A 14,050-nucleotide genomic window follows, 5' to 3' on the forward strand; every position below is an offset into this window, starting at 1 on the left:
GTTCCTGCGAAAGGTTCAGGCCACGGCACGTGGCGGGTGGATGCGGGTGGGCATCCAGGCAATGAGGGGAATGAAGGCCAGCGCCACCAGCGCGACCACCCAGTACAGGTCGGCCGAGGTCAGCGCCTGCACCTGTGCATGCAGGCGCGCGCCGAGCTGCGGGCCATCGGCCAGCCACGGTTGCTCGCCCAGGCGGTCGACCAGCACGGTGGAATGGAAATGACGGCGGCCCTGGGCGACGGCATCCAGTACGCCGCTGGCGAGCACCGCAGCGAAACCCTTGACCGTGTTGAACCACGCCGAGGCAAATGGGCCGTCCTGCGGCGCCAGGCCGCCGGTGGCCAGCATCAGTAGCGGCAGCACTGCCATGGGTTGTGCGAACACCTGCAGCAGCTGCACCCACAGGAAGTTGTCGCGGATCCAGGCCACGTCCAGGTGCGAGCCCAGCCAGCAGGCCAGGGCCAGCATCGTCAGGCCGGTGGCCTGCACCCAGCGGCAATCCACCGCGCGGATGTTCAGCAGCGCCGCCACCAGCGGCAGCGCGATCACCTGCGGCAACGCCACCCACAGCAGCATCGGTGCGGTCTGCAACGGCCGGTAGCCCTGCACGCTGGCCAGGAAACCGGACGGGATGGAGATCACCGCCAGCAGCACGAACAGCACGCCGCCCAGCGTCACCAGCGAGTAGCTGAGATTGCGGTTGGCCAGCAGTTGCAGCTTGAAGAACGGCAAGGGGTGGAACCATTCATTGATCATGAACAGCACCATCAGGCCGGCACCGCCACCGATCATCAGCGTGATCATCGGCGAGTCGAACCAGTTCAGGCGCGGGCCCTGCACCAGGCCCAGCACCAGCAGCACCAGCGCCGGCAGGCCCAGCAGCAGGCCGACGCCATCGAACTGGGCAAAACGCTCCAGCCGCAGCGGGTCCTGAGGCAGGCCCCAGCCGACCATCGCCATGGCGGCCAGGCAGTACGGCACGATCTGCCAGAACGCCCAGTGCCAGCCCACCTGCTCGACCCAGAACGCGGCCAGCGGCGTGCCCATGCTCGGGCCGAACGTCGCCGTCAGCGCGTAGCCGGCCAGGCCGTACAGCTTGATGCCCGGGGGCAGGAAGCGCAGCGCCACGCTCATCAGCAACGGCGGCAGTGCACCACCGCACAGGCCCTGCAGCGCGCGCAGCAGCAGGAACACCTGCAGGTTCGGGGCAAGCGGGCACAGCACGCCCAGCACCATGAACCCACCGATCATCGCCAATGCGAAGCGACGCAGCGAGAAGGTGGCGGCGCACCACGGTGCGAACGCCATCGCGCTGACCGACATCGCGCTGTAGAGGGCGACGACCCAGCTGCCGTCGTCGACGCTGAAACCCATCGCGCCACGGATGTCGGCCAATGCGACCTTGGTGATGTTCTCGTTGAAGCCCGACACCAGCACCGCCAGCAGCACGCCACACAGGCCGACCAGAATGCGGCGATCGAGCCCGGGGGCGGTGGCAGGACGGGGCGGCGCGGCGGCCGGGACAGCGGCGGCCGGCGTACTCATCGCCGGGCACCGATCCGTGCAGTGCACGGCATGTTGGGGGTCATTGGAATGCGCTCAGTGAAACTCCGGGGAGCGCAGTCTAGGGAGCCGGTATCCTGTAAAAAATGGCGTCGCCGGCATCCCAGGCGTGCGCCGGGCGCACGCATGCAGATGTCAGCGCGAGGCCTCCCCTGCGCTTTCGCACATGGTCTTGATCGAGCGCCGCAGCCACTGGTGCGCGGCGTCGTTGTCCAGGCGCGGATGCCAGGCCTGCACGATGGCCGCGGTCCGCACCGGAATCGGCAGCGGGAACAGGCGCAACGGCAGGCGCATGTTGACGATCCGCTCCAGCATCACGCTTGGCATCTGCGGCAGGATCAGGTCCGATTCGGCCGCCGCGAAGATCGCACCGTGGAAGGTCGGGCTGATCAGCGCCACGCGACGCTGCAGGCCGAGCGTGGCCAGGTCATCATCGATCGGCCCACGTGGCAGGCCACGGCGCGACACCGCGATGTGGTCGCACGCGGCAAAGCGCTCGGCACTGATCTCCTCGTCGAACAGTGGATGGTCTTCGCGCGCTGCGCCCATGAACGAGGTACTGAACAGGTTCTGCACCTTGGTATCGGGCGCATGCTTGCCGGCCGTGCTGATGTACAGGTCGATCCGGCCCTGTGCCATCGCATCGTCGTCGGTATCGCCCTCGGGCACGAAGCGCAGCACTGCGCGCGGCGCCTGCTGGCGGAACAGCTCGCGCAGGCGTCCGCCGAAACCACCGACGAACACATCATTGGCACGCACGCTGAAGGTCCGCTCGAGCACGCGCATGTCTACTTCGCGACCGGCGTTGAAGACGCGGTGGGCCTGCTCGATCACATCGCGGACCTGCTCGCGCAGCTGCAGGGCGCGGGGTGTGGGCGCCAGACCGCGGCCTGCACGCACCAGCACCGGGTCGCCCAGCGCAGTGCGGATCCGGCCCAGGGTGCGGCTCATTGCCGGCGCGCTCAGGTTCATCCGGCGCGCAGCGGCGGCCACGCTGCATTCGTCAATCAGCACGTCCAGTGCCAGCAACAGGTTCAGGTCCGGCAGGGGCATGACAGTCTCCGGTAAATCAGATGACTCTACGGCACTTGCAACCACCATGGATTGCGTTCTACGCATTCATTGACTGCCGCGCACGGCATGGGTGCGCGCGATGACATCGGCGACCATCCCCGGCCTGCCAAGGAGACATCCATGTTCAATACCCTGCTGGTCGCCCTGGACGGTGGCCCCCAGCACGCGCGCGTGCTGGACCTGGCCGCGGCCATTGCCGGCCCCCGCAGCCGCCTGCACCTGCTGTGCGTGCTCGACCCCGAATTCGCGCTGGCGGCCGATGCCAGCGAAGCCGACCGTATCGAGTACCCGGAAGCCGCCCGCCAGCGCTCCCGCGCCGAGGCGGTGCTGGCCGAAGCCCTGGCCGAGCTGCGCGAGCGCGGCGTCGATGCCATCGCGCAGATCCCCTCCGGCGACCCCGGCGAAGTCATCAGCGACCAGGCCAGGCGCCTGAAGTGCGACCTGATCGTGATCGGCCACCGCCACCTGTCCCGGCTGGAGCGCCTGTTCGAACCCTCGATCGGGCAATGGACCATCGATCACGCCCCCTGCCCCGTGCTGGTGGAAACCCGCGACCCACAACCCTAGCTGCCATGGCCTCCCGTTCCCCCTTGTTTCCCACCCGGGTCAGCTACCGTGCCTTCGGCCGCCAGTTCGGCCGTGGCGAGCAGGCGCTGCTGGCGGCGATACGCCAGCTGCGTGACCCCGATCTCGTAGCCGATGGACTCGCACAGCTGAGCGGCCTCGGCGTTGATCCTGAAGGCTGCGACGCGTTCATCAACCTGCTGCCGCTGCTGGCCGCGCCGACGGCACCGATCGACCTGTTGCCCGCCGGCTCTCCGTTCATTGCCGCCAGCGAACTGGACCTGCTGGTCTGCCTGCTGCGCATCGCACAATGGCGGCATGCGCGCCCGCGCGAAGACGACACGCTGGCACCGTTGCGCCAGCAGCTGGCGCGCTGTGCGATAGCCGTGCAGGCGGCAAAACTGCCGTTGCGACAGCGCTCGTTGTCACCGGTCGGGCTGAGGCTGCTCGATCCCACCGGCTGGCTGCGGCAGCGATGACCCGGCCGCGCCGACCGTGCGCAATCGCGCACAGGGAGCGGCTACCTGGCGCGCTCAGCAATCCATCCTGCCGTGCGCACTGCCTTCGTCGTCGAGCACGTGCGCATGCAGGATCACCTGGTTGCGACCGGCGCGCTTGGCGGCATACAGGCCGGCATCGGCGTCCGCCAGCAACTGATCGGCACTGGCCAGGGCCGGCGGATGCAGGTAGCCCACTCCGATGCTGATACTGACCGACCCTTCCGGCAGCGGCAGCGCTGCCACCGCCTCGCGCAGGCGCTCGGCCAGCGCCAGCACGCCCGAGAGCGGGCTTCCCGGCACGATCACGGCGAATTCCTCGCCGCCATAGCGAGCAACGCTGTCACCACCGCGACCGGCTATGGCCTTCAGCACCCCGGCCACCGCCTGCAGGCAACGATCACCAGCCGGATGGCCGTGCTGGTCGTTGAAGGCCTTGAAGTGGTCGATATCCACCAGCAGCAGGCCCAGCTCGGTGCCGCTGCGCCGTGCGCGATTCCACTCGGACATCAGCCGTGCGTCGAATTCGCGACGGTTGGCCACGCCGGTCAGGCCATCCTGCCGCGCAAGTTGATCCAGTGCTGCCTGGCGTTCCAGAAGATCCGCCTGGAGCAACACGCTGCGCAGGCCGAAACCAAGGGTAGCTACGACGAAGCCCGCGACCGCCAACGGCCGCGCATGATCGACCACCAACGTGCCGACCACCAGCAGCAGCAATGGCAGGATGATCGGACCGGCGGCCTGTACCGTCCGCGCCAGCCTCGGGTGTGCCGTGGTGCCTGTGTCCGGCGCCGTGTCCAGCGCCAAGCAGGCGATCAGCAGAAAAGGTACGTCGATCAGCAGATCGTTGAACGCACCGAATGCATCATCGGATGTGTAATGGTTGATGTAGTAGGCCACCAGCAGATAGGCCAGAGCGTACAGCGCCAGTGCGCGGAAGAATCTACGCCGTTCGGGCACGTCGCCGGCCAGCCATCGCACCACGGCGAACCCGGCGATACACAGATTCTGGATGTCGAACATGCGCTGCATGTTGGACATCGCATGGGCGTCGACCTCGACACGGGCGGCAAACGATGCGGTGTGCACGAAGAACAGCACCCCCAGCAACGCCGCCATCGCCGCGTCGATCAGGCTGATGCTCAAGCGCTCGCGGCGTGCCCGGGCCAGGATGAACACCAGCGGCACGCCATACAGCACGTACAACAACAGGCTGACGCGCGGGGTGAAGTCAGCCCGGCCGGCGCCCAGCGCATCCACCATGTTGAACGTCATGCCGCCGGCCCACAGCAGCAGTGCCATCGCGGTAGCACGCCAGCCCAGAGCGGCGCGGTCACGTTGCGCCCGCACCAGGCACGCGGCAGCGGCCAGCAGCGGCGCACCGGTCAGGAATACGAAAGAGCCTACGCCCGCCGGGCTCGGCCAGAACGCCACGACCAGCCCATGGCAAAGCACGTACAGCATCGCCAGCACTACCGGCATGCATCCCCCCGATCCGCAAGGCCGTATGGCCGCACCATAGCGCGCCTGCACGCCACAGCGGCGTGATCCACTGCGGCAAAACGACACTCCGCGTGCACCACCAGGGTAGTGCCGGCTACTGCCGGCAATCCCAGGGAATCACAGGGCGGCAGGTAGCCGGCCAGCAGCCGGCACCACCGGAACGCCCTCAGCCGTGCAGGGCGCGGGCGTGGTGGGCGATGTGCTCCCCGATGAAACTGGCGATGAAGTAGTAGCTGTGGTCGTAGCCGGGCTGCAGGCGAAGGGTCAGCGGATGGCCGGCGGCATCGCAGGCCTGCTGCAGGCGCTGCGGCTGCAGCTGGGTCTGCAGGAATTCGTCCGCCTCGCCCTGGTCGACCAGCAACGGCAGGCGCTCACGGGCCACGGCGACCAGCTCGCTGGCGTCCCATTGCGCCCAGTCCGCCGGGTTGTCGCCCAGGTAGGCGTGGAAGGCCTTCTGCCCCCACGGCACGTGGCTGGGTGCAACGATCGGCGAGAACGCCGACACGCTGCGGTAGCGCCCCGGGTTGCGCAGCGCGATCACCAGCGCACCGTGACCGCCCATCGAGTGGCCGCTGATGCCACGCGCATCGGTGACCGGGAAATTCGCCTCGATCAGTGCCGGCAGTTCCTGTGTCACGTAGTCGTGCATGCGGTAGTGCTTCGCCCACGGCGCACGGGTGGCATTGAGGTAGAACCCCGCCCCCTTGCCCAGGTCATAGCCTTCGGCATCGGCCACGTCATCGCCGCGCGGGCTGGTATCAGGCGCAACGATGATCACACCGTGCTCGGCCGCATAGCGCTGCGCGCCGGCCTTGGTGATGACGTTCTGCTCGGTGCAGGTCAGGCCGCTCAACCAGTACAGCACCGGCAGTGCCTGCGTTTCCGCCTGCGGCGGCAGGTACACGGCGAACTGCATGTCGCAGCCCAGCGTGGTGGAATGATGGCGGTAGACGTCCTGCCAGCCGCCGAAACAGGCGCGGTGTTCAATGCGTTCCATGGTGCTCTCCTGCGCGGCGCGCCAGCGCACGCGTACTTCTGGTAGATGCCGACCTTGGTCGGCTTATCCACGCGCGGCGTGGATGCCTTTGTTGATCAGCTCATCCAGCTGCGCCAGCAGGCGCAGCAATGGTTCGACGCCAGGCTGGCCATCAAGATTGCGAGAGGCCGCCACCGCCACATCGCTGCGCGGTGGCCACTGCCCGGCCGCGCGCGCCTCGTAGAGGCGCGGCAGGAATACCTGCGCAAGCCATTGCTCGAATGGCATGCCATCGTCGCTGCCGAAGGCCGAGGTCACCGTACGCGCTGGCCCCACCTCGCCCACTACCCAGCCCAGCGCACGCAACGCCTGCTCGATCGGGGCCACCAGCGCCGCGCGCGGGTCTTCCGCACGCGGCCGGCGCAGGGCATCCAGCCAGCCCATGACGCGGCTCAGTAGTGGACCACCGAACGGATCGACTTGCCTTCGTGCATCAGGTCGAAGGCGTCATTGATCCTGTCCAGGTCCATGGTGTGGGTGACGAACGGGGCCAGTTCGATATCGCCCTTCATCGCGTCTTCCACCATGCCCGGCAGCTGGCTGCGGCCCTTCACGCCACCAAACGCGGTGCCCATCCACTTGCGGCCGGTCACCAGCTGGAACGGACGGGTGGAGATCTCCTGGCCCGAACCGGCCACGCCGATCACCACGCTCTGGCCCCAGCCACGGTGCGCGCATTCCAGCGCCGCGCGCATCACGTTGACGTTGCCGATGCACTCGAAACTGTGGTCCACACCCCAGGTGGTCATCTCGACGATGACCTGCTGGATCGGCTTGTCGTAGTCCTTCGGATTGATGCAGTCGGTGGCGCCGAATTCGCGCGCCAGCTCGAACTTGGACGGGTTGGTGTCCACCGCGATGATGCGGCCGGCCTTGGCCTGGCGCGCGCCCTGGATCACCGCCAGGCCGATGCCGCCGAGGCCGAACACCGCCACGCTGTCGCCTTCCTGCACCTTGGCGGTGTTGTGCACCGCGCCGATGCCGGTGGTGACGCCGCAGCCGAGCAGGCAGACGTGTTCCGGGTTCGCTTCCGGGTTGATCTTCGCCAGCGACACCTCGGCCACCACGGTGTACTCGCTGAAGGTCGAGCAGCCCATGTAGTGGTACAGCGGCTCGCCGTTGTAGCTGAAGCGGCTGGTGCCGTCGGGCATCACGCCCTTGCCCTGGGTGGCGCGCACCGACACGCACAGGTTGGTCTTGCCGCTCTTGCAGAACAGGCATTCGCCGCACTCGGCGGTGTACAGCGGAATCACGTGGTCGCCGGGCTTGACGCTGGTCACGCCCTCGCCCACGTCCACCACGATGCCGGCGCCTTCATGGCCCAGCACCACCGGGAACAGGCCTTCCGGGTCATCGCCGGACAGGGTGAACGCATCGGTGTGGCAGACACCGGTGTGGGTGATCTTGACCAGCACTTCGCCCTTCTTCGGCGGGGCGACGTCGATCTCGACGATCTGCAGCGGCTGGCCGGGACCAAAGGCGACGGCGGCACGGGACTTCATGGTGGCTTCTCCAGGATCAGGCGGGAATGGGATGGCAGGACGATCGACGCGATGTGGCGCCGATGCTTATTTCAGGTACGAGCGGATCAACGCGCTCATGTCGCGCACGCGTTCGGCGCGTTGTTCGTCGGAGGCTGCGGGTTGCCCGAACTCCTCGCGCAGATGGGCCTCCATCACTTCGGACATCAGGCCGTTGACCGCGCCACGGATGGCCGCGATCTGCTGCAGCACCGGCCCGCAGTCGGCACCGGCTTCCAGCGCGCGGTCCAGCGCATCGCACTGGCCGCGGATGCGGCGCACGCGGGCCAGGACCTTCTTCTTCTCTTCGGGGGAGTGCGGCATGGCGGGGCCACCTCGGAACTATACTGGGGGATAGTATACATGGGCGAACGAAGGAAGCCAGATCGTGCAGCCGGCGCATGCGCTACGGACAGATCAGCCCCAAAATATGAATGAACATTAAATAGATTCATTTGTTACTTTTTCATGACCTAGGGTGTCGTATTCGCCCCTGCGTTTACCCCTGAGTCACATTGGCGTGACCAGGGAGAGATCATGTACCGACCGTTGTTCGCCCGCAGTCGCTTGTCTGTCGCGTTGGGTTCGGCATTGGTGCTGGTGGCCGCCGCACCGGCCATGGCGCAGCAGGCCGCCACGCAGGAACAGGGGGCCGAGCCCGCCAGCAGCAAGACCCCCGTGCAGCTGGACCGGATGACCGTCACCGGCTCGCGCATCTACCGCGCCGGCTTCGACACGCTGGAGCCCGCTGCGGTGGTCAGCCGTGAATCGATCGAGAACTATGGCGACACCAACCTCATCGACGCGGTGACCCGGATTCCCGGGGTCAGTGCCGGCGTCAGTTCACGCGGCGACCAGGCCGGTTTCGGTGCGGGCGTCAACTTCGCCAGCAAGTTCGGCCTGGGCAGCAATCGCCTGCTGACCCTGGTCAATGGACGCCGCTTCGTGACCTCTACCCCGCCCACCATCTTCGGTGCCGGCGGCGGCTCGGGCATCCAGGTGGACATGAACGCCATTCCCAGCGTCATGGTGCAACGCATTGAAAGTCTGAGCGTTGGCGGTGCCCCCACCTATGGCTCGGATGCGATCTCCGGCGTCAACAACATCATCCTGCGCGACAAGTTCGATGGCGCCGAAGTCGAACTCGGCTATGGCAGAACCAGCAAGAACGACAACGAGCGCTACTCATGGTCGGCCATCTTTGGTACCGGATTCGCCGATGGACGGGGCCACATCGTGGTGGCGGCGGAACTGGACAATGCCGACGGCGTGAACGCGCTGCAACGTGATTTCTACCGCCAGGGCTACAGCCTGCAGGCCAACCCCACTGCAGCCAACGCTGGCAACTTCCAGCCCCTGCGCCGGCCAACCAATGATGGCCGCATCGACGGCAGCATTCCCTTCAATACCGGACCGGCCGACGGCATCCCCGACCAGGTCTGGATCCGCAACCGGCGCATCGCCAGCATGACCTTCGGTGGCCTGGTGATGCCGGCGACCGGCAGCTACACGCGCAACGGCCTGGGCGACATCCTTGGCTTCGGTCCGAACAAAGACAAACTGTGGCAGTTCAACAACGAGGGCAAGCTGGTCGAGTTCAATCCCGGTACCAGCTATGCGGGCGGCAACGCCTCCGGCGGTGACGGCCTGAACCTGTTCGAGACGGTGCCGCTGATCGCCGACCTTGAACGACGCTCGGTGTTCTCCACCGGCAGCTTCGACTTCACCGACAACGTGCGCGGCTTCTTCGAGCTATCGCGATACGAAGCGACCGCCCGCGAAACCCTGGATCAGAACGTCTACAACGCCGTGTCCTTCGGCAATGCACGCCTGGATGGCGGCGGTACCGCCAGCGGTGCGCTGACCTTCAGCGCCAGCAATCCGTTCCTGAGTGCGGAAACCCGCAGGATCCTCGCCGACAACGGCATCACCTCGTTCCGGCTGTCGCGCTCTTCGCGCGACCTGTCGATGAACAACGCCAGCACCGAGACCCGCCTGACCCGCGCGGTGCTTGGGCTGAACGGCTTCTTCGAGGTTGGAAAGCGCAACTTCAACTGGGAAGCCAGCGTCACCCATGGCCGCGGTGACTTCGACTACCTCGGCACCGGCCTTATCCAGCAGAACTTCATCAATGCGATCAACGTCACCACCGACGCCAGCGGGCGCATCATCTGTGATCCCACCCGCCCGGGCACCACGGCCGATGCGAACTGCCGCCCGCTGAATCTGTTCGGCGAGAACCAGGCGTCGCGCGAAGCCCTGGACTACGTCTCCACCCGGACCGTGGCCAAGGCGCAGACCCGCCAGACCGTCATCAACGCGTCGGTATCCGGCGGCCTGTTCGATCTTCCCGGCGGCGAGCTGTCCGCCGCGGCCGGCTTCGAACACCGCCGCGAAGAAGGCTCCTTCACCCCCAGCGAGTACCAGCGCCTGGGCCAGGGTCGTTCGGTGCCGACCCAGGCGGCGGAAGGCAAATACCACACCAATGAAGTGTTCGCCGAAGTGCTGGCACCGCTGTTCAATCCCGACTGGGACATCCCGGGCCTGCATCGCCTGGACCTGACCGCCAAGTTCCGCCGCGTCGACAATTCCGTCGCCGGCGCGTTCAATGCGTTCACCTACGGCATCCAGTACGAACCGATCGCCGGCCTGCAGCTGCGCGGCAACAAGACCCAGTCACTGCGTGCGCCCTCCATCGCCGAGCTCTACACCACCCAGCAGCCGGCCTACTACAACATCCCGGAAGTGTGCTCGCTGGACAACATCAGCGGCGGCTCCAATCCGGCGGTGCGTCGCCGCAACTGCCAGGCATTCTTCGCCGCCTACCCGGGCGCCGATCCGAACACCTTCCGCCAGCAACCGACCAATACGCTGGGCTCGACCAACGGCAGCACCCGCCTGCAGAACGAAACGGCGAAGTCGTGGACGGCCGGCATCGTGTTCGCGCCGGAGTGGATCCCGGGCCTGCGCGTCGCCGCCGACTGGTATGACATCAAGATCAACAACGTGATCACGTCGCTGAGCGCCAACGACATCATCACCGGTTGCTTCGACACTGCCGACTTCAACGCCGCCAACGTGCCAAACGCCAACCGCTTCTGCGGCCTGGTGACGCGCGATCCGAGCACCGGCGTGGCTACCAGCATCAAGACCGAGTATGGCAACGGCCCGGTACTGATGTTCCGTGGCTGGACCGCCGAAGTCGGCTACCGTTGGGACCTGTCGCGCTTGGGCGTGCTGGACCTGGACTTCTACGGCTACATGCCGAAGAACCGTGGCCAGGCCGCGAACCGGGACGTGCCGTTCGTCGAACAGGCGGGCAGCTTCAACGAGCCCAAGCGCCAGTTCCGCTGGACCGCCCAGCATCGCATCGGCAACTGGAACTACGGCGTGGCCTCCAACTACACCAGCCGCGCCCAGTACACGATGACCGATACCCCGGAAAGCCGTCAGTACTTCTACCGCGACAGCTGGACCACCTGGGACGCCAACGTCACCTACCGCATCACCGATGCCGCACGCGTGACGCTGTCGGTGATCAACGTGGGCGACGACATCGGTCCGTTCCCCTATGTATTGGATGCACTGGGCCGTCGCTATATGGCCAGCCTGCGCTACAACTTCAAGTAGGCCAGCCACAGCGGTTTCACAGGCGGGGCCCGCTGTACGGGCCCCGCTCAATCAAACAGACCTTGTTCCGCCAACCGGGTCAGCTCGTCCACCACATAGCGTACCTTGGGCCGCAGGTGGCGCGTCGGTGGCCACAGCGCATGGATGTCGATGTGCCGCTGCATGTGCGCGTCAAGCACCAATTGCAACGCGCCGGAATCCAGATGGCGGCGCACCAGTGAAATGGGCATCTGGCAGATGCCGAGGCCAGCGATGGCCGCTTCGATCACCGCATCGCCATCATTGAGTTGATAGGGCGCGCCGGGAATGAATGTTCCCTCGTCCTGCTCGCTGCCGATCCGCCACCAGACCGGCTGGCCATGACGGAAGCCGACGATGCTGCGGTGCTGCGCCAGTTCCTCGACCGTGCGCGGCACGCCGTATGCCTGCAGGTATTCCGGCGATGCGCAGGTGACCAGCCGCTGGCGCCCCAGCCGCCGCGCCACCAGATGCTCTGCCTGGTGCAGCCCACCGAAACGGATCAGCAGGTCGATGCCTTCCTCGACCGGATCGACGAAGTGATCGGTGAAGGTCATCGTCAACTGCAGGTCCGGGTACTGCCGGCACAGTCGCAACAGCACCGGCAGCACCACCAGCCGCCCGAACGAGGACGGCATGTCGATGCGCAGCCGCCCGCTGGGCAGGCCGGCCGACCCCAGGCAGGCCTCGGCCGCGGAGATCTCTTCCAGCGCCGCCGCACAGGAGGCGTAGTACGCCTCGCCATCGGTGGTCAGCGCGATGCGCCGCGTGGTGCGGTGGAACAGGCGCACCCCCAGCCGTGTTTCCAGCCGGGCGATGGCCTTGCCCACCGCCGAGCGCGAGATGCCCAGCGCATCGGCAGCTTCGGTGAAGCTGCCCGAGCGTGCGGTGGTGACAAAGGTCACCAGGCCATTCAAGGACTCCAGCGGCAGCATCGTTCGCACTCCATTGGGGACAAATAGTCCCGCACCAAGGGAGATCGAAGCGCTTTATGCGCCTGCATGTCAACTCCATCCTGTGTGCATCGCGCCGCTGGCGCCCCTCCCCCGCACTGAGATGACCGACATGACCGCCGCCCTGTTCCACCCCTTCGACCTGGCAGGCACCGCCCTGCGCAACCGCATCGCGATGGCCCCGATGACCCGCGCCCGCAACCCCGGCGCGGTCGCCAACGCACTCACCGCGCAGTACTACCGGCAGCGGGCCAGCGCCGGCCTGATCATCAGCGAAGGCACGCCGGTCTCGCCGCAGGGCCAGGGCTACATCGACGTGCCGGGCATCTGGTCGGCCGAACAGGTGGCCGGCTGGAAGCTCGTCACCGAGGCGGTGCACGCCGCGCAGGGCACGATCTTCGCCCAGCTCTGGCATGTCGGCCGCATGTCGCACAGCTCGCTGCAACCCGATGGTGGGCAACCGGTCAGCGCCGGCACCCGCCCGGTGGCCAGCGCACCGAAGAACACCTCGTTCGTGTATCTGGCCGATGGTAGCCGCGGCCATGCCGATCCCACCCCGGCACGTGCACTGGAGACCGCCGAGATCCCCGGCATCATTGCCGACTTCGCACGGGGCGCCGACAACGCTATCAGCGCCGGCTTCGATGGCATCGAGCTGCATGCGGCCAACGGCTACCTGTTCGAACAGTTCCTCAACCCGCTCATCAACCAGCGCGAAGACCGCTACGGCGGCTCGCTGCCCAATCGTGCGCGGTTGATCCTGGACACCGTCGATGCGATGGCCCAGCGCATCGGTGCGCAGCGCATCGGCGTGCGCCTGGCACCGAACAACCTCACCTTCGACATGCCGTTCTACCCCGACAACGAAGCCACCTATCTGTACCTGGCCGAGGAACTGGGCACGCGCGGGCTGGCCTATGTGCACCTCAACGACAACCTGCAGGCGGGCCAGTCGGTGCTGGGCGAGGCCTTCCTGCAGCAATTCAAGCAGGCCTACGGTGGCACCGTGATCCTGGCCGGCGGCATGACCCGCGAACGCGCCCTGCAGCTGGTCGAGGCCGGCACCATCGACCTGGCCGCGTTCGGCCAGCCGTTCATCGCCAACCCGGATCTGGTCGAACGCCTGCAGCGCAACATCGCGTTGGCCACGCCCGACCGCAGCACCTATTACGGTGGCGGCGAAGCAGGCTACCTCGACTACCCGCGCGCACAATAGAGCCACGCCATGCGTGGATGCGGGCGTACACTGCCCGCCCGCATCCACCGGATCTGCCCATGGATACGCCCACCGCGTCATTCATCGTCAATCTCGATGTCCCCGATCTCGCCGCTGCCGAAGACTTCTACATCCGGGCCTTCGGCCTGCGCATCGGCCGCCGTCTCGGCCCGGGCGCGGTGGAGCTGCTCGGTGGGCCAGCGCCGCTCTACCTGCTGCACAACGACGCCGGCAGCGCCGCCACCGAAGACGGCGACGTGCGCGACTACGAGCGCCATTGGACGCCGCTGCACCTGGATTGGGTAGTGGATGACATCGACGCCGCGCTGGCGCGTGCGGTTGCAGCCGGGGCGACACTCGAGCAGTCCGTGCGCGAGCGTCGCTGGGGCCGCATCGCCGTGCTGGCCGACCCGTTCGGCCACGGCTTCTGCCTGATCCAGTTCAGTGCTGAAGGCTACGACGCGCTGGTCGAATGA

At 66.9% G+C, this 14,050-nt stretch carries 13 protein-coding genes; 5 read left to right on the forward strand and 8 right to left on the reverse strand.

The features are described from left to right. Nucleotides 1-15: 15 nt before the first annotated feature. Both GOC52_RS17205 and GOC52_RS17210 read right to left on the reverse strand, forming a co-directional pair. Nucleotides 16-1,545 (reverse strand): MFS transporter, encoded by a 1,530-nt coding sequence (locus GOC52_RS17205; RefSeq protein ID WP_191849982.1) that lies wholly within the window; start codon nt 1,543-1,545, stop codon nt 16-18. Between the two features lie 153 nt (nt 1,546-1,698). Continuing rightward, a complete protein-coding gene (locus GOC52_RS17210) occupies nt 1,699-2,616 on the reverse strand; it encodes a LysR family transcriptional regulator (protein ID WP_010480868.1) in 918 nt (305 codons plus the stop codon). 141 nt (nt 2,617-2,757) lie between these two features. Between GOC52_RS17210 and GOC52_RS17215 the strand changes: the two genes are divergently transcribed. Then, complete coding sequence (locus tag GOC52_RS17215; protein ID WP_043400104.1) at nt 2,758-3,204, forward strand: universal stress protein; 447 nt, start codon at nt 2,758-2,760, stop codon at nt 3,202-3,204. A gap of 5 nt (nt 3,205-3,209) precedes the next feature. After that, nucleotides 3,210-3,680, forward strand: a complete 471-nt coding sequence (locus tag GOC52_RS17220; protein ID WP_191849984.1) for a hypothetical protein — start codon at nt 3,210-3,212, stop codon at nt 3,678-3,680. A gap of 54 nt (nt 3,681-3,734) precedes the next feature. Here GOC52_RS17220 and GOC52_RS17225 read toward each other — a convergent pair whose 3' ends face one another. The 5 genes from GOC52_RS17225 to frmR form a co-directional block, all read right to left on the reverse strand. Beyond that, entirely contained in the window at nt 3,735-5,180 is a 1,446-nt protein-coding gene (locus tag GOC52_RS17225; RefSeq protein WP_010480871.1) for a GGDEF domain-containing protein, read from the reverse strand. 187 nt (nt 5,181-5,367) lie between these two features. Further along, complete coding sequence (gene fghA / locus GOC52_RS17230; RefSeq protein ID WP_019336472.1) at nt 5,368-6,198, reverse strand: S-formylglutathione hydrolase; 831 nt, start codon at nt 6,196-6,198, stop codon at nt 5,368-5,370. A gap of 63 nt (nt 6,199-6,261) precedes the next feature. Further along, nucleotides 6,262-6,621 (reverse strand): YqcC family protein, encoded by a 360-nt coding sequence (locus tag GOC52_RS17235; RefSeq protein ID WP_043400095.1) that lies wholly within the window; start codon nt 6,619-6,621, stop codon nt 6,262-6,264. Between the two features lie 8 nt (nt 6,622-6,629). Then, the gene (locus tag GOC52_RS17240) at nt 6,630-7,739 is read right to left on the reverse strand and encodes an S-(hydroxymethyl)glutathione dehydrogenase/class III alcohol dehydrogenase (RefSeq protein WP_049480532.1); all 1,110 of its coding nucleotides are present in this window, start codon (nt 7,737-7,739) and stop codon (nt 6,630-6,632) included. Between the two features lie 66 nt (nt 7,740-7,805). After that, on the reverse strand, nt 7,806-8,081 hold the full coding sequence (frmR, locus tag GOC52_RS17245) for a formaldehyde-responsive transcriptional repressor FrmR (RefSeq protein ID WP_005411009.1): 276 nt from the start codon (nt 8,079-8,081) through the stop codon (nt 7,806-7,808). A 213-nt stretch (nt 8,082-8,294) separates the two neighbouring features. On the opposite strand from frmR, the gene GOC52_RS17250 reads away from it, so the two are divergent. Continuing rightward, entirely contained in the window at nt 8,295-11,387 is a 3,093-nt protein-coding gene (locus GOC52_RS17250) for a TonB-dependent receptor domain-containing protein (RefSeq protein ID WP_191849986.1), read from the forward strand. A 47-nt stretch (nt 11,388-11,434) separates the two neighbouring features. Here the strand turns inward: GOC52_RS17250 and GOC52_RS17255 are convergent, their stop codons facing one another. After that, nucleotides 11,435-12,340, reverse strand: coding sequence for a LysR family transcriptional regulator (locus GOC52_RS17255; protein WP_049411716.1), 906 nt, complete (start codon nt 12,338-12,340; stop codon nt 11,435-11,437). Between the two features lie 130 nt (nt 12,341-12,470). On the opposite strand from GOC52_RS17255, the gene GOC52_RS17260 reads away from it, so the two are divergent. Continuing rightward, on the forward strand, nt 12,471-13,574 hold the full coding sequence (locus GOC52_RS17260; RefSeq protein ID WP_109814504.1) for an alkene reductase: 1,104 nt from the start codon (nt 12,471-12,473) through the stop codon (nt 13,572-13,574). A 59-nt stretch (nt 13,575-13,633) separates the two neighbouring features. Continuing rightward, nucleotides 13,634-14,050 (forward strand): VOC family protein, encoded by a 417-nt coding sequence (locus tag GOC52_RS17265; RefSeq protein ID WP_043400085.1) that lies wholly within the window; start codon nt 13,634-13,636, stop codon nt 14,048-14,050.

Source organism: Stenotrophomonas sp. SXG-1 (assembly GCF_014083965.1).
Lineage (GTDB): Bacteria > Pseudomonadota > Gammaproteobacteria > Xanthomonadales > Xanthomonadaceae > Stenotrophomonas > Stenotrophomonas geniculata.